At 70.7% G+C, this 23,665-nt stretch carries 21 protein-coding genes; 12 read left to right on the top strand and 9 right to left on the bottom strand.

Annotation, left to right across the window (positions count from 1 at the left end; all coding sequences use genetic code 11):
* Positions 1–54: 54 nt before the first annotated feature.
* Complete coding sequence (locus J2754_RS01635) at positions 55–849, top strand: HpcH/HpaI aldolase family protein (RefSeq protein WP_188876992.1); 795 nt, start codon at positions 55–57, stop codon at positions 847–849.
* A gap of 17 nt (positions 850–866) precedes the next feature.
* Here the strand turns inward: J2754_RS01635 and J2754_RS01630 are convergent, their stop codons facing one another.
* Complete coding sequence (locus tag J2754_RS01630; protein ID WP_211086503.1) at positions 867–2,090, bottom strand: MFS transporter; 1,224 nt, start codon at positions 2,088–2,090, stop codon at positions 867–869.
* 133 nt (positions 2,091–2,223) lie between these two features.
* The gene (locus J2754_RS01625; protein WP_211086502.1) at positions 2,224–3,162 is read right to left on the bottom strand and encodes an amino acid kinase family protein; all 939 of its coding nucleotides are present in this window, start codon (positions 3,160–3,162) and stop codon (positions 2,224–2,226) included.
* A gap of 98 nt (positions 3,163–3,260) precedes the next feature.
* On the opposite strand from J2754_RS01625, the gene J2754_RS01620 reads away from it, so the two are divergent.
* Entirely contained in the window at positions 3,261–3,611 is a 351-nt protein-coding gene (locus J2754_RS01620; RefSeq protein ID WP_211086501.1) for a hypothetical protein, read from the top strand.
* 53 nt (positions 3,612–3,664) lie between these two features.
* On the opposite strand, the gene J2754_RS01615 is transcribed toward J2754_RS01620, so the two are convergent.
* Positions 3,665–4,069: a disulfide bond formation protein B gene (locus tag J2754_RS01615; RefSeq protein WP_188876996.1), complete on the bottom strand. Its 405-nt coding sequence runs from the start codon at positions 4,067–4,069 to the stop codon at positions 3,665–3,667.
* 47 nt (positions 4,070–4,116) lie between these two features.
* On the bottom strand, positions 4,117–5,421 hold the full coding sequence (locus J2754_RS01610; protein WP_188876997.1) for an MFS transporter: 1,305 nt from the start codon (positions 5,419–5,421) through the stop codon (positions 4,117–4,119).
* A gap of 215 nt (positions 5,422–5,636) precedes the next feature.
* On the opposite strand from J2754_RS01610, the gene J2754_RS01605 reads away from it, so the two are divergent.
* The 8 genes from J2754_RS01605 (at position 5,637) to J2754_RS01570 (ending at position 15,080) form a co-directional block, all read left to right on the top strand.
* A complete protein-coding gene (locus tag J2754_RS01605) occupies positions 5,637–6,554 on the top strand; it encodes a DMT family transporter (RefSeq protein WP_211086500.1) in 918 nt (305 codons plus the stop codon).
* Positions 6,555–6,645: 91 nt separating this feature from the next.
* Entirely contained in the window at positions 6,646–7,209 is a 564-nt protein-coding gene (locus J2754_RS01600) for a hypothetical protein (protein WP_188876999.1), read from the top strand.
* Between the two features lie 216 nt (positions 7,210–7,425).
* Positions 7,426–8,886 (top strand): NADH-ubiquinone oxidoreductase-F iron-sulfur binding region domain-containing protein, encoded by a 1,461-nt coding sequence (locus tag J2754_RS01595; protein WP_211086499.1) that lies wholly within the window; start codon positions 7,426–7,428, stop codon positions 8,884–8,886.
* On the top strand, positions 8,887–9,819 hold the full coding sequence (locus J2754_RS01590; protein WP_188877002.1) for a 2Fe-2S iron-sulfur cluster-binding protein: 933 nt from the start codon (positions 8,887–8,889) through the stop codon (positions 9,817–9,819). It abuts the gene before it with no gap.
* Positions 9,816–12,095 carry a formate dehydrogenase subunit alpha gene (gene fdhF / locus J2754_RS01585; protein ID WP_188877003.1) on the top strand — a complete coding sequence of 760 codons (2,280 nt, stop codon included), beginning with the start codon at positions 9,816–9,818 and terminating at the stop codon, positions 12,093–12,095. Before J2754_RS01590 ends, fdhF begins: the two co-directional genes overlap by 4 nt.
* Entirely contained in the window at positions 12,095–12,820 is a 726-nt protein-coding gene (locus tag J2754_RS01580) for a helical membrane plugin domain-containing protein (protein WP_211086498.1), read from the top strand. The genes fdhF and J2754_RS01580 overlap by 1 nt, the downstream gene beginning before the upstream one ends.
* A gap of 3 nt (positions 12,821–12,823) precedes the next feature.
* Complete coding sequence (locus J2754_RS01575) at positions 12,824–14,752, top strand: molybdopterin oxidoreductase family protein (RefSeq protein ID WP_211086497.1); 1,929 nt, start codon at positions 12,824–12,826, stop codon at positions 14,750–14,752.
* 49 nt (positions 14,753–14,801) lie between these two features.
* The gene (locus tag J2754_RS01570; protein ID WP_211086496.1) at positions 14,802–15,080 is read left to right on the top strand and encodes a CDGSH iron-sulfur domain-containing protein; all 279 of its coding nucleotides are present in this window, start codon (positions 14,802–14,804) and stop codon (positions 15,078–15,080) included.
* A gap of 9 nt (positions 15,081–15,089) precedes the next feature.
* Here the strand turns inward: J2754_RS01570 and J2754_RS01565 are convergent, their stop codons facing one another.
* The 5 genes from J2754_RS01565 to J2754_RS01545 form a co-directional block, all read right to left on the bottom strand.
* Positions 15,090–15,758, bottom strand: a complete 669-nt coding sequence (locus tag J2754_RS01565) for an AIM24 family protein (RefSeq protein WP_211086495.1) — start codon at positions 15,756–15,758, stop codon at positions 15,090–15,092.
* 145 nt (positions 15,759–15,903) lie between these two features.
* Positions 15,904–17,523, bottom strand: coding sequence for a hydantoinase B/oxoprolinase family protein (locus J2754_RS01560; RefSeq protein WP_211086494.1), 1,620 nt, complete (start codon positions 17,521–17,523; stop codon positions 15,904–15,906).
* Complete coding sequence (locus tag J2754_RS01555; protein WP_211086493.1) at positions 17,520–19,532, bottom strand: hydantoinase/oxoprolinase family protein; 2,013 nt, start codon at positions 19,530–19,532, stop codon at positions 17,520–17,522. Before J2754_RS01555 ends, J2754_RS01560 begins: the two co-directional genes overlap by 4 nt.
* Complete coding sequence (locus tag J2754_RS01550; RefSeq protein WP_211086492.1) at positions 19,533–20,741, bottom strand: Nramp family divalent metal transporter; 1,209 nt, start codon at positions 20,739–20,741, stop codon at positions 19,533–19,535.
* Positions 20,742–20,876: 135 nt separating this feature from the next.
* Complete coding sequence (locus tag J2754_RS01545; RefSeq protein ID WP_211086491.1) at positions 20,877–21,431, bottom strand: ribbon-helix-helix protein, CopG family; 555 nt, start codon at positions 21,429–21,431, stop codon at positions 20,877–20,879.
* 131 nt (positions 21,432–21,562) lie between these two features.
* Here J2754_RS01545 and J2754_RS01540 point away from each other — a divergent pair, with 131 nt between their 5' ends.
* A complete protein-coding gene (locus J2754_RS01540) occupies positions 21,563–22,084 on the top strand; it encodes an HTH domain-containing protein (protein ID WP_188877012.1) in 522 nt (173 codons plus the stop codon).
* Positions 22,085–22,134: 50 nt separating this feature from the next.
* On the top strand, positions 22,135–23,652 hold the full coding sequence (locus J2754_RS01535) for a cryptochrome/photolyase family protein (RefSeq protein ID WP_188877013.1): 1,518 nt from the start codon (positions 22,135–22,137) through the stop codon (positions 23,650–23,652).
* Positions 23,653–23,665 lie beyond the last annotated feature (13 nt).

Here is a 23,665-nt window from a genome sequence, read left to right as displayed (position 1 = left end):
GCTCGGGTCCGTACGCGTTCGGCCCCGACGCTTTTCCTCGCGCCGTCCCACGCCTTGAGCGTGGACCCTCGACACAACGCACTCCGTCGAACGCTCGACGCTGACACCCCCGCGTTCGGCGTCCTCGACAACACGTACAGCCCCGCGGCCGTCGAAGTCGTCGGGGAGCTCGGCTTCGACTTCGTCTGGATCGACCTCGAACACGGCGGGCCGAGCCCGTGGGACGCCGACGCGCTCGAAGACCTCCTGCGCGCGGCCGAGCTGACCGACACCGAACTCCTCGTGCGGATCCCCGAGGCGAACCCGGCGATGATCCGCAAGGCCCTCGACGCGGGCGTCCGCAACGTCTTCCTCTCGCGCGTCGAGAGCGCCGACGAGGTCCGGATCGCCGTCGAGGCCGCGAACTTCGAGTACGCCGGATCGCCCGGTCGACGCGGTCTCGGGGGTCCGCGATCGGCGCGCTACGGGCTCGCGGACGACTACGTCGGAACCGAGGACGCGGAGATCCTCCTCGGCGTGACGATCGAGACCGCCGAGGCGGTCGAGAACATCGACGAGATCCTCTCCGTCCCCGAACTCGGGTTCGCCTTCCTCGGCCCGAACGACTTCTCCGTCGCCTACGGCGCGCCCGGCGACCTCGCCGATCCGGAGGTCCAAGCGGCGGTCGAGGCGGTGCACGACGCCGCGCTCGCGCACGACGTGACGCTCGGCGGGCTCACCTTCGGGATGGAGGACGCCGTCGAGAAGGTCGAGAGCGGCTATCGGCTCCTCCACGTCGGCAGCACCCTCGGCGCGCTCACGAAGACGTTCGACGGCTGGCACGACCGGTACGAGGACGCGACGCGGTAGCGCGACGCGCTCTCGGTTCACCCCGCCGCGCCGTCGTCGGGCACCTGCGTCTGGACGACGAGCGCGGCGAGCGCGGAGAGGGCGGCGGTGACGACGAACGGGGCGGTGAAGCCGTAAGCCGTGAGGGGACCGGCGACGACGGGACCGATGCCGGCGCCGAGGCCGAACGCCATCGTCAGCACGGAGAGCGTGGCGGCGTCGTTGCCGCCGGACGCGTAGTCGCCGGCGAGGGCGAGCGCGGGTCCGAACGCCATCGCGGCCCCGACGCCTTGGAGCGCGCGGAGGACGCCGAGGCCCCACGGGCCGGCGACGAACCCCTGCAGGAGCAGCGCCGGGGCGGCGACGAGGAGGCCGGCGACGACGAAGCGCTTGCGCCCGTAGCGATCGGAGAGCCGTCCGGCGATCGGTTGCGTGCAGACGAAGGTGGTGACGAACGCGGCGAACTGCGCGCCGAAGGCCGCGGCGCTCTGATCGAGGCGCGCGTTGATCGCGGGCTCGATGGCCGCGAAGAAGGCGATGCCGAGCGCGAGGACGAGCGTGGCGACGCCGAGCGCGAACACCGGATCGAGTCCACCGGTGCCGTCCGTCACGGCGAAGCCGAGGTCCTTCGCCGCCGCGGCGCTCGTGCTCACGGGGTCGCGGACGAGCGCGAGGACGACGACGAGTCCGAGCGCGGCCGCGGCGGCGGCGATGTCGAAGGAGAGTGCGAACCCGCCGATCGCGTGCCCGAGCAGGTCGTAGGGTCCGCGCGCGACGAGGAGGCCGGCGACGACGGGACCGAGCCCGAAGCCGACGAGGCGGAGGGCGTTGAAGACGCCGAAGTGCATCCCGCGGGTGTCCGGCGTGCTGTACTCGTTGATGAGCGCGACGCTCGCGGTGACGGTGCAGCCGACGCCGAGGCCTTGGACGGCGCGGGCGGCGAACAGGCCGAGGTAGCTGTCGGTGGCGAGGAAGGCGAGGTCGGTGACGCAGAGGACGACGAGGCCCGCGAGGACGAACGCGCGCCGGCGGCCGAGGCGATCGGAGAGCCGCCCGGCGACCGGCTGGATCACGGCGTCGAAGACGCCGAAGGCGGCGAGGACGACGCCGGCGAGGACGGCGACGGAGAGGCCGAGCGTTCGGCCGCCGACGCGGTCGCTGGCGACGTAGAGCGGGAGGGCGACGATGAGGAGGGCGTTCCCGAACGAGTCGGCGAGGCGGGCGATCCCGAGCGCGACGACGCGACGGTCGGGGCCGCTCACGTGGACCACCGCTCGCGGGTCGTGCGAGCCAGTCGGATTTCGGTCCCGGCGACGTTCGCGCGCCCCCCGAGACCCCTCTCAGTGTGCATGCACGACCGTTATCGGCTGGCCCACAAATCCCCCTCGGACCCGCTCACGCCGGTCGGACGGTCGTCCCGGCGTCGCCGTCGAGCGCGGCGACGAGCGACTCGGGATCGGTGACGATCGCCCGGCCGCCGGTCTCGTCGACGAAGCGCGCACACGCGCTCACTTTCGGTCGCATGCTGCCGGCGGGGAACTCGTCGGCCTCGCGGAGCGCGCGGAGTTCACTCGGCGTCGTCTCGCGGATCGGCGTCGGGTCGTCGGTGTCGTAATTCCGGTACACCGCGTCGACGTCCGTGAGCATGACGACCGTCTCGGCGTCGACGACGTCCGCGACGAGACGCGTCGTGTGGTCCTTGTCGACGACCCCGGGGACGCCCTCGTAGTCGCCCGGCGTCGACCCCGCGTCGTCGCTCGGAACGACCGGGACGCCACCGCCGCCCCCGCAGACGACGGGACCGGCCCCGTTCTCGACGAGCGCGGCGAGGTGGTCGGCTTCGAGGATCTCGACCGGGTCGGGCGAGGCGACGACGCGTCGGTATCGCGTGCCGTCGCCTCCGCCGCCGTGGATCGCGGTGGTCTCGAAGGGCTTTTCGGCGGCCTCGGACGCGGTGTAGTACGGCCCGACGGGCTTCGCGGGGTCGTCGAAGCCGGGGTCGTCGGGGTCGACGCGGACGCGCGTGACGACCGGGGCCGGCGGCCCGCCGAAGGCGTCGCCGAAGCCGCTCTGGAGGAGGTAGCCCACCTGCGCCTGCGTCTCGGCGACGAGGACGTCGAGTGGTTCGGCGTCGCCCTCGGACTCCTCCTCGGCGAGGAGTCGATTGCCGACCTGCGGGCCGTTGCCGTGCGTGAAGACGAGGTCGTGGCCGCGCTCGTGGAGCGGTTCGAGGGCGTCGCGCGTCTCGGCGATGCGCGCGCGCTGCTCGGCGACGCTCCCCTCGCCCGACCGGAGGAGCGCGTTCCCGCCGAGCGCGACGACGAAGCGACTCATACGCGTAGCGCGGGGGGCGTGGAGAAGGGCGTTACGGCCGGGACGGACGCCGCGCGCCGACCCCAGATTTATCGCCGTCGCCGGAAAACGGGCCTGACGTGCCCGCCCTCCACCGTTCGCCCCCGATCGTCGGCGTCGCCGCGGCCGTCCTCGTCGGCGGCGTCGTCCACTACTGGTTCGCGGACCCGGCGCTGAGCGTCGCCGTCGGCCTGCTCTACTTCGCGATCGGCTACTTCCGGGTTCGATACGGCCGCATCGATACGAGCCTGCGCGGGCTCGGCTGGCGGGCGACGGTCGTGGGCTTCCTCGGCCTCCTCGGCGTGTCGCTCGTGCTCGTGGAGAGCGGCCGCCAGTTCGGCCTCGGCGACCTCGAGACCTACCTGTTCGTTCTCGTCCTGTTCGGTGCGAGCCTCTTCTTCGCGACGGTCGCGGCGGTACAGGACGCCTGAGACACCACCGCGTCCGCAGCTTTCACCCCGTCCTGTCCGCAGAAATCCCTCCCTCAGGCACGACGCCCGCGGACGGCGAGCACGACCATGCCGAGGGCGATCAGGCAGAACGCGACGAGCGACTGGTTCGGGATCGTGACGGGACGGACGTGGATCGCGGCACAGCCCCCGAGAGTGCAGGTGCCGCCGGCGACGCGTTGGAGGTACGACTGGTAGGCCGCGAGGGCGATCCCGCCGGCACAGAAGGGGAGCACGAGTCGATAGACCCCGTAGTCCTCGGTGTACCACGCGTACGCGAGGACGCCGACGAGCGGGTACATGAGGATGCGCTGGTACCAGCAGAGTTCGCAGGGCGGGTAGCCGAGGACGAGGCTGTACGTGAGGCTCCCGGTTGTGGCGACGGCCGCGACGAGCGTCGCGGCGGCCAGGAGGGAACGCGGGCGTCGACGTGCGGGCACATCGGGCGTTCGACGCGCACCCCTTATCGGCTTTCGGTCGCCCCGATTCAGTCCGCGGCCGCGGGCTCGGCCTCGGAACGCTCGCCCGATCGCCCGCGGTGGACGGTCTCGTCGACCTGCGAGTAGACGAGCAGGAACCCGAGGAGCGCGAGCACGGCGCCGAAGACGAACGGCGCGGCGTACGACGTCCCGAACGGGAGGCTGAAGCCGGCGAGGTAGCCGGCGGAGAGCGGTCCGATGGCGACGCCGAGGCCGAACGCCATCGTCAGGACGGAGAGCGTCGTCCCGGAACTCCGCCCCTTGGCGATGTCGCCGGCGAGCGCCATCGCGGGCGCGAAGACGGCCGCGCCGGCGACGCCTTGGAGGAAGCGCGCGACGACCATGCCCGCGGGTGTGGTGACGAATCCCTGCGCGAGCGTCGTGGGGACGAGTAACAGGAGGCCGGCGAGGATGAACGGTTTGCGGCCGTACTCGTCGCTCCACGCGCCGATGGGGGCCTGGAAGAGGACCTGCGCGAGGACGAACGCGGCGAACTCGATGCCGAACCACGTCGCGTTCTGTCCGAGCGTGGCGTTGATGTGGGTCGCCAGCGGTTCGAGGAGGGCGATCCCCACGGCCATGAAGACCGAGGCGACGCCGAGCGTGAAGACGGGATCGAGGAGCTTCCCCTCGCGCTCGCGGTCGAGGATCGCGATGCTGAGGTCCTCACCGGCCTCCTCGCCGAGCTCCTCCGGCTCGGGGTCGGAGACGAGTACGTGGACGAGGACGGCGCCGACGAGCGAGGAAACCGTGGCGACGTAGAACGCGGACTCGAAGCCGGTGATCGACGCTCCGAGGAACTCGTAGGGGCCGCCGGCGACGACGCCGCCGGCGACGACGGGGCCGAGTCCGAAGCCGACCATCCGGAAGGTGTTGAAGATCCCCATCGCGCTGCCGCGGTCGGCGTCCGCGGAGAGTTCGTTCACGAGCGCGACGGTCGCGGGGACGGTGAGCGCGACGCCGACGCCCTGCGCGACGCGGATGAGCAGGACGGCCGCGTAGCTTCCGACGACCGTGTACGTGAAGTTCGCCACCGTCAGGAGGAGCAACCCGGCGATGACGAAGATCTTCCGTCTGCCGCTGCGATCGGAGAGGTTGCCGGCGAAGGGCTGGATGGCGCTGTTGAAGAAGCCGAACATGGAGAGGATGATCCCCGTGATGAGCGCGGGCGCGAGCCCGAACGTCCCGCCGGAGACGACGCCGCTGGCGATGTAGAGGGGTAAGACGATGATGAGGAAGGAGTTCCCCATCGCGTCGGCCATCCGCGCGAACGCGAGCGCGAGTATTCGTCTGTCGATGTCTCGGATACCCATTATCGGGGCACCTCGCTCGTTCCGGTGTGTCTCTCGTGCATGGTAGATAGTAACTGAACGGTTAGTCAGCTGTGTCGGAAACGTCGTCGCCGTCGGACATAAGGGTTGCGTCGGGTGCGTACTCCGCCGCCACCGCTACCGACACCGTCACTATCGCTACCCCGCGACACGGGCGAATGGACGGATACAAACCGCCCTGCTCCGTCCGAACCGACGTGACCGCGAGACGCGACGTCGCGCTGTACCTCGGATTGGCCGCCTCGTGGGGGACGGCGTTCGTCGCCACGGACGCCGCCCTCGACACGGTACCCCCCGTGTTGCTGGCCGCCGTCCGCTTCGACATCGCCGCGCTCGCGCTGTTCGCCGTCGCCGCCGCGGCGGGACGCTCCCTCCGACCGCGCGGCCGCGGCGACTGGGCACCGATCCTGCTCGGCGGCGTCTGTAACATCGGCCTCCACCACGCGCTCCTCTTCGCCGGCCAGCGGACCGTCCCGCCGGCCGTCGCCGCGACGCTCCTCGGCCTCGTGCCGGTGTTGACCCCCGCGGTGGCGCGCGTGGCACGCGCCGACGACCGTCTCGCCCCGCGCGGTATCGCCGGCGTCCTCGTGGGCTTCGCGGGCGTCGCGCTCATCGCGCATCCCGACCCCTCGAACCTCTCCGCGAGCGTCGGCGTCGCGCTCGTCCTCGCGTCCGCGGCCGTCTGGACCGTCGGTGCGGTGCTCGTCGACGAGGACGACGCCGAACTCGGGGGTCTCGCCCTCCAGGCGTGGACGCTCCTCGTCGGCGCGCTCGCGCTCGATGCGGCCGCCGTCGTCCTCCCCGGACAGTCGCTCGCCGCGGCGACTTTCCCCCTCGCGACGGTCGGTTGGGTGCTCTACCTCGCGCTCGTGCCCGGCGCCGTCGGCTTCCTCGTCTACTTCCGTCTGCTCGACCGTCTCGGACCGATCGAGATGGGGCTCATCGAGTACGTCATCCCGCCGTTCGCGGCGCTGTTCGGCTGGGTGCTCCTCGGCGACGTGATCGACGCGGCGACGGTCGGCGGTTTCGTCGCCGTCCTCGCGGGCTTCTGTCTCCTCAAGGGTGACGCCCTCCGGCGGCGCCTCCGCGGCTGGGCCGACGCCGTGCGCGCGTAGCCCGGACCGCCCGGCGGACGGCGACGCGCTTCGCGCTCGATTCCGGCCGGTGTCGGAACGGTTATGCGGCGGCCGACTCACACCACGGGACATGAGCGACGACCTCTCGGAGACCGCAGCGGACCTCGCCACCGATCTCGTCCGCGAGGACCTCGTGGTCCTCTCGCGTCCGGACGTCAACCACCGGCTGAAGACCCGCCTCGACATCTCGAAGATCGACCACGACCGCGTGACGGAGGCGTTCGCCGACGAGGGCTGGGAGTACAGCCGACACCTCTACTACCACCCGCAGGGGCTGCGCGACGCGACGACGGCCCTCGCGGACGACCTGCGCGGCGACGGCCGCCTGCTCGTCACCCACGACGAGGTCTGCGACGCCCTCGCGCGAGAGAGCGAGGAGGAGGAGCCGGTCCGCGACCACGTCACCGGATGGACGCAGGGCGGGTTCGACGAGCTCGTTCGCGGGGCGCTCGAGGAGGCGGGCTGGCGCCACGAGACGGTCGAGCGCCGCGGACACGAACTGCGCGTCTACCTCCGGCCGCTGTACGCCGTCTTCGAGGAGAGCTACCCCAGCGGGAAGTCGCCGCTCACGACCAACGAGCTGTTCTCGCACTACCTCTCCTCCTCGATGGCGGACGCGCTCGAAGACCGCTGAGCGCCCTCGACCGCGACTACTTGAACCCGGGCCGCGGCGTCCGCGGCGTCGCCTCGGCGACTCGATTTTGGTGCCCCTAAATATTCCGCCGCCGTCGGGCGCTTTCACGGGTCACGGACTCGCGGACGCCACCGTGCGGAAGAAGGGGCGGAACGGTACGAAGCGGGTAACTATTTTTGCCTGGGGCGAGAACGTTCTGACGAATGGTGACACGTAGTGACTGATCCATCCGAACGAACGACCGCGCTCCGCGTCGCCGGAGCGGACGCCGCTGGCTTGGCCGCCGGTGCGGAACGCGACGGCGTTCCCGTCGTCGCCGTCGGCTCGACCGGAGCCCGGGCGCTCGAACCGCTCGTCGTTGCGACCCACGAAGGCACCTCGGCGTTCGTGCCGAACGCGGACGCGGACGACGTCGCGGCCGCCGTCGACGCGCTCGCGGACGGGACGCTCCCCGACGCCGATGCGCGAGTCGACCACGACGAGGTGCAGGCGTCGCTCCCGATCCCCTCGATCGAGGGCTTCGCGGGCGAGCGGAGCGTCCTCGCGCGCTGCGGGTGGACCGACCCGCGCGACCCCGACGATTACGCGAACGCGGTCGGTTTCAGCGACGCGGACGCCGACGCCGTCCTCGACGCCGCCGAGGGCCTCCGCGGTCGCGGTTGGGGCGACTGGTGCGCCGACGAACCGTACGCCGACCTCTGGGCGGGCGTCCGCGAGCGCGACGGACCGACCTCCGTCGTCGTGAACGCCCACGGAAACCCCGGGGACGCCCTCCTCTTGGAGAGCGACCCCTTCGCCGTCCTCGACGGGGCGAGCGCCGCCGCGCGCGCCGTCGACGCCGACTATCTCTATCTCTATGCGAGCGAGGCCGACGAGGCCGCCCTCGAACGGGCGCGAGACGCCGCCGCGGCCCGCGACTACGGCGTTCCGGTCGAAGTCGTCGCCGGCCCCGACGTCTATCGCGCCGCGGAGCCGACGATGGCGATCGAGGCCATCGAGGGCAACCACCGTCTGGAGGCGCGCCTGCGTCCCCCGGGCCCCGAGGTCGAGGGGATCTACGGCAACCCGACGGTCGTCCACACCGCGCGTACGTACGCGCACCTCGCGGGCGCGATCCACGGCGACGCTCCCGAGACGCGCGTCGTCTCCGTGACGGGCGACGTGGCCGACGCGACGACCGTCGAACTCGCCGAGTCGGACACCGTCGCGAGCGCGACGGCCGCCGCGGGCGTCGACGACTTCACGGCCGCCTGCGTCGGCGGAAAGTTCGGCGGGATCACGACCGATCTCGACGTCGGCCTCGCCCCCGAGGACCTCGACGAGGCGGACCTCGGCACCGAGGGCGTCGTCGAGGTCCTCGGCGAGGACCGCTGTCCGGTCGCGTTCGTCGGCCAGCGGACTAATGTCGCCTCGGAGACGAACTGCGGGCGCTGCGTGCCCTGTCGCGAGGGGACGACGCAGCTCACGGAGAAGCTCCGCGACGTCTACGACGGCACGTACGACGAGGGCGGGATGACGGAGCTGATGGGCGTGATGGAGTCGACGAGTATCTGCGCGTTCGGGCGCGACGTTCCCCGCACGGTGCGGACGGCGATGCGGGAGTTCGACGACGCGTTCGAGGCGCACGCCGACGGGGACTGCCCGAGCGGCACGTGTGCGGTCGGAGGGACACAGTAGATGAGTTCGGAACACGCAGACAGAGCAGACGCACCGCCACTGACCGAGACGATCGCGCCGGGGACGGCGACGGACCCCGACGTGAAGAGCGCCGAGGAGGCGACCGTGACGGTCGACGGGCAGGACATCGTCGTCCCGGAGGGCTCGACGATCATCGAGGCCATCGAGGCCGCGGAGACGGCGGGCGAGGTCCCCGCGCTCTGCTACTACGATCGGGACAGCCCCGAGGCGGAGAAGATCGGCCCGCGCAGCGAGTGTCGGACCTGCATGGTCGAGACCGACGAGCACGGGATGGTGCCGTCGTGTAGCTTCCCCGCCGAAGACGGCCTCACGATTTCGACGGACGACGAGGCGGCCACGGAGGCCCGCGACGTCAACCTCGACCTCGTCCTCTCCGATCACAACCTCCGCTGTACGACCTGCGGGAAGAACGGCCGCTGCGAACTGCAGGACGCGGCGATCGACAACGACGTCGAGGAGCCCCGATACGGCGTCTTCGACGACCGGGAGGCGTACGAGCCCCTCGACGATTCGAGCGACTTCATCCAGATCGACCGCAACAAGTGCATCCTCTGTAACCGCTGCGTGGAGGCCTGTAACGACGTGCAGGTCGAGGGCGTCCTGCGGATGGAGGGCCACGGCGCGGACACCCGAATCGGCTTCCAGAACGGCTCGGAGACGATGGAGGACTCGACGTGCGTCTCCTGCGGGCACTGCGTGACGGTCTGCCCGACGGGGAGCCTCGTCGAGCAGGGGATCACGGACGCGGCGACGATCCCGCTGCCCGGCTTCAGTCAGAAGAACTCGATCGGGAAGTCCCTGGAGAGCACGGGCAAGGAGAAGAAGGGGCCGATGACGCGGATGAAGCGCGACGAACCGAAGGACCTCACGAGCGAGGCGCGAACGGACGAGAACCCCGGTGACTGGCTATGAGTAGTAACAACGAGCGAAAGGAGGGCGTCGCTGGATTCATGCAGCGCGCCAAGGAACAGGCGAACAGGAACGTCGAGCACTTCGCGGAGGGGATGGCCGCCGGCTCGATGCCGGAGGGCAAGCTCTTCGACATCGCCCAGCAGATCAGCGACAAGCGACTGGGCGAGCTCACGGTCGACAGCACGACGTGTGGCTACTGCGCCGTCGGCTGTCGCTTCGACGTCTACACGGACGGCGAGGAGGTGCTGGCGACGCGCGCGGCCGACCCCGAGGAGTCCCCCGTCAACGACATCTCGACGTGCGTGAAGGGGAAGTTCTCCTACAACTTCGCCAACTCCGATCAGCGCCTCACCGACCCGCTCGTCCGCGACGAGAACGGCGAGTGGCGCGAGGCGACCTGGGAGGAAGCCCTCTCGCGGACCGTCGAGGGGTTCCGGGACATCATCGACGAGTACGGCAACGAGGCGATGAGCGTCATCGCGTCCTCGAAGGCGACGAACGAGGAGAACTACCTGATGGGCAAGTTCGCCCGCCAGGTCCTCGGCACGAACACCGTCGACAACTGCAACCGCCTCTGTCACTCCTCGACGGTCGCCGGCCTCGCCAAGACGTACGGCTACGGCGCGGCGTCGATCAGCGTGAAGGACTTCGAGGAGGCGGACCTGATCTTCCTCACCGGATCGAACACGACCGAGGCCCACCCCGTGCTCGGCACGCGCGTCAAGCAGCACGTCAAGGAGGGCGGCGACCTGATCGTCTTCGACCCGCGCGAGACGCAGATCGCCGAGTACGCCGATCAGTACACCTCGATCCGCCCGGGCTACGACACCGTCTGGGTCAACGGTCTCACGCGCTACATCATCGAGAACGACCTCTACGACGAGGAGTTCGTCGCGGAGCGCACCGAGGGCTTCGAGGAGGTCAAGGAGGCCGTCGACGAGTTCACCCTCGACTACGTCGAGGAGGTCACGGGCGCCTCTCCCGAGGAGATCGTCTCCGCCGCGGAGGCCATCGCCGAGGCCGACCGCACCGTCTTCGGCTGGACGCTCGGCATCACCGAGCACTCGCACGGGACGGACAACGTCGCGTCGCTCGCCAACCTCGCCGCGATCACCGGGAACGTCGGGAAGCCCGGCACCGGCGTCTCGCCGTTCCGCGGTCAGAACAACGTGCAGGGCGGCGGTGGCGACATGGGACCCCTGCCGGACAACTTCCCCGGCTACCAGAAGGTCGCGGACGACGAGATCCGCGCGAAGTTCGAGGAGGCGTGGGACTGCGAGATCCCGGCCGAGCGGGGCTACTACACGACGGAGATGTTCAACGCCTTCGACGACGGCGAGCTCCGCGGGATGTTCTGTATCGGCGAGAACCCCTCGCTCTCCGAGCCCGGCAAGAAGCACGCCGACGAAGTGCTCGAGGAGATGGAGTTCCTCGTCGTGCAGGACCTCTTCATGAACGAGACCGCGAAGTACGCCGACGTCGTCCTGCCCGCCGTCTCCTTCCTCGAAAAGGAGGGGACGTTCGCCAACACGGACCGCCGCGTCCAGAAGGTCAATCAGGTCCTCGAAAAGAAGGGCAACGCGAAGGCCGACTGGGAGATCCTCCAGGAGCTCGCAAACCGCATGGGCCGCGAGTGGGACTACGCGGACACCAACGAGATCAACGAGGAGATGCGCTCGCTCACGCCCATCTACGGCGGGATCAGCCACGAGCGTATCGAGGAGGAGGGCGGCATCCAGTGGCCGTGCTGGGACGAAGACCACCCCGGGACCGAGCGCCTCTACACGGAGGAGTTCAACACGGAGAGCGGCAAGGCGAACCTCACGCCGGTCGGCTACGCGGAGCCGATGGCGCCGCAGACCGAGGAGCTCCCGCTCACGCTCACCACGGGGCGCGTCCTCTACCAGTACCACACGGGAACGATGACGCACCCCGAGGAGGGGATCATGAAGTACAACGACCGGGACTTCGTCGAGATCAACCCCGACACCGCCGCCGCCTACGGTATCGAGAACGGCGACCCGGTCCGCATCGAGTCCGACAAGGGCGAGATCGTCGTCACCGCGCAGGTGACCGAGCGCATCGGCGAGGACACCGTCTTCGCCCCGATCCACTTCGCGGAGACGGCGGTCAACACGCTCACCGACTCCGAGCGCCTCGACCCCGAGGCGAAGACGCCGGAGTTCAAGGCGACCGCCGTTCGCATCAGCCCCGTCGAGGGTCAGCAGTCGACGAGCCGACCCGGGAGCGTCGAACCCGCCCGGGGTGACGACTGATGGCCCAACCGGTCCGCGAGGTTCCGGAGAGCGCGACGAACACGGAGCCCGAACGACCGCAGGAGGGCCGCGACGCCCTCGAATCGGTCCTCGAGGAGTACGGCGGCGACTACGCGGACGCCGCGGAGTACACGGACGAACTGGAGAACGTCCTCGAAACCGCGATCCTCGTCATCTCCAGCGCGGACGACGCGGAGGTCGACTACGTCACCGACTCGATGGTGACGCTCGTGAAGGCGGGCGACGCCATCAGCACCGAGGGGACCGTCGCGCTCGCCGAGTCGTTCGGTGATAACTCCGAGGGATTCGCCGAGGTCGTCGACGACGTGGTGCGCCTCCAGCAGGAGGGCCACCTCACGATGTTCCTCGAACTCGCGGGGACGCTCGCGGAACCGCTCGACGAGGACGATGCCGAGCGACTCGCTAACACCGTCGGGGAGAACGCCGAGGAGCTCGCGGACGTCCTCGACGACCTGATGGCGCTGAAGCAGACCGGTCAGCTCGACGCGCTCCTCGAACTCGCGGCGACGTTCTCCGCCCTCGACGCCGACGAGACGACCGCGAACGCCCTCAACGACGTCCTCGGTGCCGTCGGTGAGGCCGAGGAGGAGTCCGAGCCGATGGGTCTCTTCGGCGCGCTCGGCGCGTTGCGAAGCAGCGAGGCCCGCGCCGGTCTCGGATACGTCGTCGAGATACTGAAGGGTCTCGGCCGCCGTAACACCTAGGTGATGCACGAGGCGGGCACGGACGACGCGAGCGACCGATCGGAGACCGCGGGAACGACCGTCTGCCCGCTCTGTGCGGTCGGCTGTCACCTCACGCCGGCCGACGGGGCGGGTGCGGGCGGCCGGGCGCGCGGCGCCGCCGGCCCCGCGAACCCGAACGGCCGGCTCTGCGCGAAGGGCGTCAACGCCTTCGAGAGCGTCGACGACCCCGACCGACTCACCCGACCGCTCGTTCGTGAGGACGGTGCGCTCGTTCCGACGGACTGGACGACGGCGCTCGATCGCGCGGCCGACGGTCTCGCCGCCGTCGCGGACGCGCGCGACCCCGACGCGCTCGCGTTCTTCGGCGCGCCACACTGCTCGAACGAGGAGAACTACCTCTTACAGAAGCTCGCGCGGACGGTCGGATCGAACACCGTCGACAACCGCGCCCGACTCTGTCACGACAACGCCGCCGAGGCGCTCGCCGATCGCTTCGGCTATCCGGCCTCGACGTTCGGCATGGACGAGCTCGTTGACAGCGACCTCGTCCTCGTCGTCGGCGCGAACCCGGCCGTCCAACAGCCCGTCGCGTTCAACGCATTCGTTCGCGGCGGCGACGCCGACGTCGTTCACGTCGACCCGCGGGCGAACGAGACGACGCGCGCGGCGGACGTCCACCTCGCGCCCCGACCGGGGACGGACGCGCTGTTCTTCCACGCGGTCGCCGCGGAACTCATCGAGCACGACGCCGTCGACGCGTCGTTCGTCGCCGAACGCACGACCGGGTTCGACGGCTACCGGGAGTCCCTCTCGGACGTCGACGCCGTGCGGGCCGCGGCGGCGACGGACGTCCTCGCGGGCGACGTGCGCGACCTCAGCGAGCGGATCGCCGCCGCCGACGGCGTCGCGGTCATCGCCGGCACGGGCGTCGAGGCGGACGGCGGCGCGACGGCGCGCGCGCTCTGCGATCTGCTCTGTCTCACGGGCGACGTCGGGCGAACCGGCGCGGGCTTCGCGCTCTTCCGCGGGCTGAACAACGAGCAGGGCGCGACCGACGTCGGCTGTCGGCCGGACGAACTCCCGGGTCACGCCGACCTCACGGATCCCGCGGCCCGCGAGCGCGTCGCCGACGTCTGGGGCGCCGACGTCCCCGAGACCCCGGGACTGAACGAGAAGGAGGCGCTCGCCGCGTTCGGCGAGTCGATCCACGGGGCGCTCGTCGTCGGCGAGAACCCCGCGATCTCGAAGCGCGATGCCGATTGGACGGCGGCGCGCCTCGACGCCCTCGACACGCTCGTCGTCGTCGACGTCTACGAGACGGAGACGACCGCGCACGCCGACGTCGTCCTCCCCGCCGCCGTCGGCGTGGAGAAGACGGGGACGGTCACGAACCTCGATCGCCGCGTGCAGGCGCTCGCCGCCGTGGCCGACCCACCGGGCGACGCCCGACCGGACTTCGAGACGCTCTGCGCCCTCGGACGGCGCCTCGTGGGCGACGGCTTCGAGTACGACGGCCCGCGCGAGGCCTTCGCCGAGCTCCGCGCGGTGAGCCCGATCCACGCCGACGTCACCGTCGGCGAGCGGTGGGGCGACGACTACCGCGAGCGCTTCGCCACGCCCGACGGCCGCGCCGCCTTCGCGCCCGTCGAGACGGACGTCGAGGTCGACGCGGATGGACTGGCGCTCGTCGTCGGCTCCCGCGCCGGCGGCTTCGGGGCGGCCGACGCGACCGCGGACGAACTGCTCCACCTCAACCCCGCGGACGCCGACGCGCTCGGCCTCGCCGACGGCGACGCCGTCGTCGTCCGCGGCGACGGCGCCAGCGTCGAGACGGTACTCACCGTCGAGGACGGCGTCCGCCGCGGCGTCGCCTACCTCCACGCGGACGTCGCCGATCCCCTCGTGCGCGCCGGGACGGCGAGCGTCGAGGTAGCGCCGACGTCCGCGTAACGCCGCTCGGAGCGCCGACGTCTTGTGTCCGCGCCGTCTCCCTTCGCGCATGTCCCGCCTCGTCGAACGCGACGCGCACGGTCCCGTGAAACTCGACGCCGACGACATCGACCCCGAGAAGGGCGATATCGCGGTCTGTCGCTGCGGCCTCTCCGACGAGCATCCCTTCTGTGACGGTTCGCATCGCGCGACGGCGGACGAGTCGCCCGACGAGACGTACTGCTACGACGCGGACGGCGAGCGTCAGGTCGTCGTCGACGTCGTCTGCGAGGCCGACGCCGAGCCCGAGGAGCGGGACGGGGACGAGGACGAGACTGAGACCGGGTGACGGCCCCGATCAGACCTGCGGTCCGAGCTCCTCGTAGGGCTGGACGACGACGAAGCCGGCGTCGCCCTCGAAGACGAGCTGATAGCGCTCGTCGGAGGAGCTCCCGACGAGGTCGCTGAGGCTCCGATTCGACTCGACGCTCGGGGAGAGGTCGCGGCTCCACGCGACGGTGGCGTCGGGGTCGGTGCGGACGGGCGGCGTGAGGACGAGGGGGTCACCGTGCGTGGTGATGGCGACCGTCCCCGGCCCGGAGAGGAAGACGTTCGTCAGCCCGGCGGCGGAGGCCCCGCCGAGGCTCCCGGTGACGCCGATCTCGTAGTCGACGCGGTCCTCGAAGGCGAGCACGTCCGCACCGTTCACGGAGATGGCCTCGTCGGCGTCGAGTTCGAGCAGTTGGATCTCCTTGCCCTGATCGGCGACGTAGAGGTGGCCCCGTCCCGAGACTTCCATGACGGGCGTCCCCTCGCTCGTCGCCTTCTCCTTCAGGAAGCCCGTGACACCGCCCTCGGCGGAGGACTTCCCCGTGAAGGAGAGATCGCCGTCGAAGGCGACCATCGCGCCCGCCTTCGTGATCACGGTGCCGTCGACCGCGATGTCGAGGAGCTTCCCGTTCTCCAGTTCGAACTGTTCGCCGCTCTCGTCGGGTTCGTTCGCGGTGACGAACTCGTCGAGTTCCATGGACATTGTCGGTATCCGAGCCGTGGAGGGCTCTCGCTCGGAGGATCGCGGAGGGAGCGGAAAAAGGTTTGCCGAGGCGCCAACGCGCCACGCGGACGCTGATCGGGATCTAGGAGGTCTCGCGCCGCGGAGACGACGCGAGTGTCTAGGTGTCCCGATCGGTGTCCGTGACCGTCCCGTCGGCCACGTCGTCGGCGCGGGCGTCCGGGTCGCGCTTCGCGGGGTCGCCGTGGCCGCCGCCGCCCGGCGTTCGGATCGAGACCGTCGTTCCCGCCGCGACGTCGCGCACGGTCTTCGCGGGCACCGACTCGCCGTCGATACGGTTCTCGCCGGTCGCGCCGTCCGCGCCGCCGGCGAGACCGCGCGGGGCGCGCCGCCGACGTTCGGTGAGGAGCGAGACGGTGGCGTCCGTCTCGACGGTGACGGTGCGGACGACGCCGAGGCCGCCGCGGTGTTCGCCGTCACCGCCGCTGTCGGGACGGAGCGCGTACTCCTCGACCCGGAGCGGGTACTCGTTTTCGAGGGCTTCGACGGGCGTGTTGAGCGTGTTCGTCATCCCGACCTGCACGCCGTCGAGGCCGTCGCCGGTCGGGCGCGCGCCGGCCCCGCCGCCGATGGTCTCGTAGTACGCGAAGCCGTCGCCGGTCCGATCGCCGATCGTGAGGTTGTTCATCGTTCCCTGCCCCCCCGCGGGGACGCGCTCGGGAACGGCGTCGGCGAGCGCGGCGAAGACGACGTCCGTGACGCGCTGGCTCGTCTCGACGTTGCCGCCGACGACGGCCGCGGGCGGGTCGGGATCGAGGACGGACCCCGAGGGGACCTCGACCGAGATCGGGTCGTAACACCCCTGATTGGGCGGGATCTCGGGATCGGTGAGGCAGCGGAAGACGAAGTAGACGGCGGAGGTGGCGACCGCGAGCGGCGCGTTGACGTTCCCGTCGACCTGGTCCGCCGTGCCCGCGAAGTCGACCGTGACCGCGTCGCCGTCGATCGTGACGGCCACCGCGATGGGGATCTCGTCGTCGGTGAGGCCGTCGCCTTCGAGCGCGTCCCGGGCGCGATACGTGCCGTCGGGGAGGTCGCGGAGCTCGGCGCGCACGCGGTCGCGCGAGTAGCCGATGACGGCGTCGAAGGCGGCGCGGATCTCGTCGCGGCCGTGGTCGGCGACGAGCTCGGCCAGTCGCTCCTCGGCGCGGTCGTTCGCGGCGATCTGTGCGCGGAAGTCGGCGCGGCGCTCGCCGGGGTCGCGCACGTTGGCGAGGAGCAGGTCCATCACGTCCTCGACGACCTCTCCGCCCTCAACGAGGCGGGTCGGCGGGAGGCGAAGGCCCTCCTGGAAGATCTCGCGCGCGCCGGCGGGCATGCTCCCGGGCGTCATCCCGCCGACGTCGGCGTGGTGGGCGCGGGAGACCGCGTATCCCATGACTTCGCCGTCGATCCCGACCGGGGAGACCATCGTGACGTCCGGGAGGTGGGTGCCGCCCTCGAAGGGGTCGTTGAGGACGTAGACATCGCCGGGCCCGGGGTCGTAGTCGCGGACGGCCTCGACGGCCCGCGGCATCGCGCCGAGGTGGACGGGGATGTGCTCGGCCTGCGCGACGAGCCGCCCGTCGGCGTCGAAGAGCGCCGTCGAACAGTCCTCGCGCTCCTTGATGTTCGGCGAGTACGCCCCGCGGATGAGCACCTGCCCCATCTCCTCGGCGAGGCTCTCGAACTGATTGCGGACGACTTCGAGGGTGACGGGGTCCAGGTCGCGCTCGCTCATTCGCGCTCACCCCGTTCGAGGACGACGGTGCCGTCCGACGTCACGCGTCCCGTCCAGCCCGGCGGAACGACGACGGTGCTCTCGCGGCCGTCGAGGACCGCGGGCCCGCCGAACTCGGCCGCGGGGGTGAGCGCCGCGCGGTCGTACACCGTTGTCTCCCGGTAGTCGCCGTCGAAGAACGCCTCGCGAGTGCCGGTGACCGGGTCGCCAGCGCCGGCGTACGCGACGTCGAGCGGGTCGCGTTCGACGGTCGCGCTCGCGCGGAGTGTGACGACCTCGACGGGGTCGTCGAGCCGGTAGCCGTGTGCGTCCTCGTGGGCCGCGTGGAATCGCTCGGCGACGGCCGCGGGGTCGAATTCGGGCACTGAAACGGTCTGCTCGAAGCTCTGCCCGGCGTAGCGGCAGTCGACGGCGCGCGTCACGGTCGCGACCTCGGGATCGGCGACGTCCGAGAGCACCTCCTCAATGAGGTCGTCGTACGCGGCCTCGATGGTCGCGGGGTCGGCGTCGTCGAGCGCGACTTGGTGGGTGCGCGCGGCGTCGTGTTTCTCGTCGGCGGCGAGCAACCCGTACGCGGAGAGGACGCCGCAGGCGCGCGGAACGACGACTGTGTCGACGTCGAGATCGGCGGCGAGCGCACCGGCGTGCATCGGGCCGGCTCCGCCGAAGGCGACGAGTGCGAAGTTCCGAGGGTCGTGGCCGCGTTCGACGGTGACGCGGCGAATCGCCCGCGTCATGTTTGCGTTGGCGACGCGATAGACGCCGCGGGCGGCAGCCCGTGGGCCGTCGAGGTCGGCGTCGTCGGCGAGACGGGCGAGCGCGTCGTGTGCGGCCTCAACGTCGAGCTCGAGGTCGCCGCCGAGCGACGCGTCGGGACCGATGTACCCCAGCACGACGTTCACGTCCGTGACGGTGGGTTCGGTGCCCCCCTTGCCGTAGCAGGCGGGGCCGGGTTCGGCACCGGCGGATCTCGGGCCGACGCGCAGCGCGCCGCCCTCGTCCACCCACGCGACGGACCCGCCGCCGGCACCGACGGTCGTCACGTCGACCATCGGGACGCCGATCGGGTGGCCGGCGATGGCCGCGTCCGTGGTGCGCTCGGCCTCGCCGTCGCGCACGAGCGAGACGTCGCTCGACGTTCCGCCCATGTCGAACGTGACGAGTCCCGCGTTTTCCGTTACGTCCGTCGCGGTGTCGATCGCGCCGACGACGCCGGCGGCCGGCCCGGAGAGCGCCGTCGTGACTGCGTGCTCGCGGACCGTCTCCGCGGCCGCGATACCGCCGTTCGACTGCATCACGCGCGGCGTCGGCACGCCGCGCTCCGCGACCTCGTCCTCGAGTCGACCGAGATAGGCGTCGATGGCGGGCGTGACGTAGGCGTCGACGGCCGTCGTCGAGGTGCGTTCGTACTCGCGGAACTCCGCGAGCACCTCGTGCGAGGCCGAGACGGGGACGTCGAGTTCCTCGCGGAGGATCGACGCGACGGTCCGCTCGTTCTCCGGATGCCGATAGGCGTGAAGGAGGGAGACAGCGACGCTCTCAGCGTCGCAGTCACGGATCCCGTCCGCGAGCGCGCGCACCTCCGATTCGTCGACGGGCGTCTCGATGCCGTCGACGGTGACCCGTTCGTCGACCTCGAAGCGGCGGCGGCGCGGGACGAGTGGGTCGGGCTTCGACGCGTCGAGGTCGTAGAGGCTCGGTCGATCCTGTCGGCGGAGTTCGAGGACGTCGCGGAAGCCCGCGGTCGTGACGAGTGCGCTCCGCGCGCCGTCGCCTTCGAGGAGCGCGTTCGTCGAGACGGTCATCGCGTGCGCGAACGCCTCGACGTCAGCGGGGTCGACGCCGGCGCGCTCGCAGACTTCCTCGATCCCGCGAACGACGCCGACGCTCTGGTCGGCCGTGCTCGGGACCTTCGCCGTCACGAGGTCGCCGTCGGCGGTGTGGAGGACGACGTCCGTGAAGGTGCCGCCGACGTCGACTCCGACGCGCGTCGCGGGCGTCTCGGCCATCTACAGCACCCCCGCGACGGAGAGGAGCGTTCGGACGCCGAGCCAGACGACGACGAGCGTGACGAGCCCGCCGACGACGTTCCCGGCCGCGCTGTTCGTGTAGTCGCCGAGGACGTCTCGATCGTTCATCGCGTAGATGAGGAAGAGAGCGACGATGGGGAGGAGGATACCGTTGACGACCTGTGCGAAGACGATGACCTGCACGGGGCTCCCGCCGACGAGCGAGGCGACGATGCCGACGGCGATGATGGTGCCCCAGATGGCGCGAAAGCGCGGCGAGTCGATATCGGTCTCCCAGCCGAGCGCGCCCGCGGTGGCGTACGCGCCGGCGAGCGGCGCGGTGGTCGCGCTCGTGAACCCGGCGGCGAAGAGACCGACGCTGAAGAGGTATTTCGCCCACGGGCCGGCGAGCGGTTCGAGCTGCTGGGCCATCACGCCGACGTCCGAGATCGCGGTCCCGCGGGGGAACGCCGCGGCCGCGGTGACGAGGATCGCCATCGTGATCAGGCCGCCGACGACGATGGAGAGGACGGTGTCCGCCCGGCAGTCCGGGAGGTCGCTCGGCCCACTCCAGCGCTCTTGGACGTTGCTCGCGTGCAAGAAGAGGTTGTAGCCGACGACGGTCGTTCCGATGAGGCCCGTGGCGAGGACGAGCGAGTCCCCGGGAACGCGCGGGGCGAACCCCGCGACGAGCGCGCCGACGTCCGGCCCGATGAGGATGGCGTCGACGACGAACGCGACGGCCATCAGGGCGACGAGGCCGACGAGGACGCGCTCGATGAGTTCGTACCGACCCGTGAAGAGCAGCGCGCCGGCGACGAGCCCCATCACGGGGCCCCAGACGGTCGCGGGGATCCCGCTGAGGGTGGCGAGGCCGGCGGCGCCGCCCAATATGTTTCCAGCCTCGTAGGCCGCGGTGCCGATACCGATGGCGCTGACGACGAGCGCGACGCTGACGTAGGAGGGAACGGGGTTGTCGAACTGCCCGCGGAGGGCCTCGCCGAGCCCTTCGCGCGAGACGAGGCCGAGGCGCGCGCTCATCTCCTGAAGTACGATCGTCGCCGCGATCGAGAACGCGATGGTCCAGAGGAGCGCGTACCCGAAGCGCGCGCCCGTGACGCTCGCCGTCGTCACCGTCCCGGGACCGATGAACGCGGCGGCGACCATCGCTCCCGGTCCGACGGACCGTAGTCGTTCGATACCGTTCATGCGTGAGACATCACACCACACGAACGACCAGCGATCGGTATAGACCTTTGTAAGACCGGAGAACACGTCGACACCGGAGACGCGCGTGCGTTCACACGACGTATGAGTCCGTATGAACGAGTGTGAGCGATCGCGTCAGTCCTCGGCGTCGACGGCCGTGACGATCGCCTTCGAGACGCCCTCCTCGACGTCGACGTCGAACGGGAGGTCGCGGACGCTGTGCGTGAGAAAGCGGAGCATGAACCACTTGATCGACGCCGTCGGGAAGACGACGTGGTAGGTCGGGCCGTCGGAGTCGCGGACGGTGAGGAAGCCACAGAAGTCGAGCCAGTGGAGGAGGTCGCCGAGCGTCGTGAACCGCTCGCCGTACTCCCGGGCGTGGTACGCCGCGACCCGATCGATCGCGTCGAGGAACGCCGGGTCGGGGTCGCCGGACTCGCCCTCCACGTAGTCGAGGAAGCAGTGGAGGAAGTCGACGTCGAGCAGGACGTGTTCGCCGGTCGAGAGCATCCGATGGTAGGCGTCGAGGCGGGCGTCGGCCGCCCCGTCGACCGCGTCGAAGTTCGCCGCGTAGAACGTCAGCGCTCGGCGGACGATCTCGCTCTGCGAGGTCTCCGCGCGGTCCGTGAGGTCCCCGAGCGCGTCGGCGGACTCCTCGTCGAGCGACACCGTGAGGCGATTCGAGGGCACGGTGTATCGTGGCGTGACGCGGAGTTAGCGCTTTTCACTCGTCGCCGCCCCCGGGTGCGAGACGCTAGCGATCGATAGGGGGTGTATCCAAACGTATATGCCCGGATACGCCCTACGGTCTGTAAGAATCGATGGATTTGACTGACTCGCAGCAGGCGATTCTCACCGCGCTCATCGACGGCTATCAGTCTACTGAGTCCCCGATGACGGGGGAGGAGATCGCGGAGGCGGTCGATCGCCACCCCGGGACGATACGCAACCAGATGCAGACGCTGAAGGCCCTCGACCTCGTCGAGGGGATTCCCGGCCCGCGCGGGGGGTACAAGCCGACGACGAACGCCTACGAGGCGCTCGACCAGCAGGACCTCGACGAGGCCGACGCCGAGGCGCTCACGGTCGCGAGCGACTACGACCGCATCGCGGTCACCGTCGAGCGAATCGACTTCCTCGAAGTGAACCACCCCGACGAGTGCGCGGCCGAAATCGAGTTCACCGAGGCCGTCGACGTCGAGGTCGGCGATCCGATCGTCATCGGGCCCACGCCGAACACGGCCCTCGTCGTCGCCGGGCAGGTCACGGCCGTCGAGGACGACGGGCGGACGGTCCGGATCGACGTCACCAAACTCGAAGCACCGCTCGTCGCCGAACCGTAACGACCGTAACGACCGTAACGGCCATCCGCGTCCCCCGCGACGACGCACTCGTGACCGTCCTCGTTCTCGGCGATCAACTCACTCGCCGCGCCGGCCCGCTCGTCGCCCGTCCCGACGAACGCGTCCTCATGATCGAAGCGCGCGCGTTCGCCACCCGCCACGCCTACCACCCGCACAAACGGACGCTCGTCGCCAGCGCGATGCGCCACTTCCGCGACGCGCTCCGCGACGACGGCCGCGACGTGGCGTATCACGAGACCGAGACGTTCGGCGGCGGCCTCGACGCGCACTTCGACGCCCGTCCCGGCGATGCCCTCGTCGTGATGCGCCCGTCGAGTCACGGCGCGGCCGACCGCCTCCGCGATCTCGTGACGGCCCGCGGCGGGACGCTGACCGTCGTCGAGAACGAGACGTTCTGCTGTTCGCCCGCCGACTTCGACGACTGGCACGAGGGCGGAACACTCCGCCACGAGGATTTCTACAGGCACATGCGCCGCGAGACCGGCGTGCTGATGGACGGCGACGACCCAGTCGGCGGGGAGTGGAACTACGACGAGTCGAACCGCGAGACGCCGCCCGAGGACTACGAACCGCCCGACGTCCCGACGTTCGACCCGGACGCGACGACGCGGGCGGTGCAGGACGACTACGCGGACGCGAACGCCGAGTCGTGGGCGGACCCGGCGCCGTTCGGTTGGCCGGTGACGCGCGAGGGCGCGCTCGCGGCGCTCGACGACTTCGTTGCCCGTCGACTCCCCGACTTCGGCCCGTACGAGGACGCGATGGTCGCGGGCGAACCGACGCTCGATCACGCGCTCCTCTCCGCGCCGCTGAACCTCGGACTCCTCGGCCCGCGCGAGGTCGTCGACGCCGCCGTCGAGGCCTACGAGGCCCGCGGCGACGTCCCGATCGAGAGCGTCGAGGGGTTCGTCCGCCAAGTCCTGGGGTGGCGCGAGTTCGTCCGCCACGCCTACCGGGTCGGGATGCCCGACCTCGCCGACGCGAACCGCCTCGACGCGACGCGCGATCTCCCACCAGTCTATTGGGACGGCGACACCGACATGGCGTGCGTGGCCGAGGCCGTCGCGGGCGTCCGCCGTCGCGGGTACGCACACCACATCCAGCGGCTGATGGTGCTCTCGAACTTCGCGTTGCTCTACGGCGTCGATCCGCACGCGCTCAATCGGTGGTTCCACGTCGCCTTCGTCGACGGCTATCACTGGGTGTCGACGCCGAACACGGTCGAGATGGGCCAGTACGCGGGCGACCTCTTCGCCACGAAGCCGTACGCGGCGTCGGCGAACTACCTGGACCGGATGGGGGATTACTGCGCGGGGTGTGCCTACGACCCGGACGCGACGACCGGCGCGGACGCCTGTCCGTTCAACGCGCTCTACTGGGACTTCCTCGCCGAGAACGAGGACGACCTCCGATCGAACCACCGGATGGGGCTCGTCTACTCGCACCTCGACGACAAGCGCGACGCGGGCGACCTCGCGGCGATCCGGGAGCGCGCTGGGGAAGTACGCGCGGCGGTGAGCGCTAGCGACCCGTCGCGGACGGAGTGAGCGGCCGAAGCCG

This window comes from Halarchaeum nitratireducens (assembly GCF_017874695.1).
Lineage (GTDB): Archaea > Halobacteriota > Halobacteria > Halobacteriales > Halobacteriaceae > Halarchaeum > Halarchaeum nitratireducens.
The sequence above is the reverse complement of the archived record's forward strand: the minus strand, read 5'-3'. Positions and strand labels throughout refer to the sequence as shown.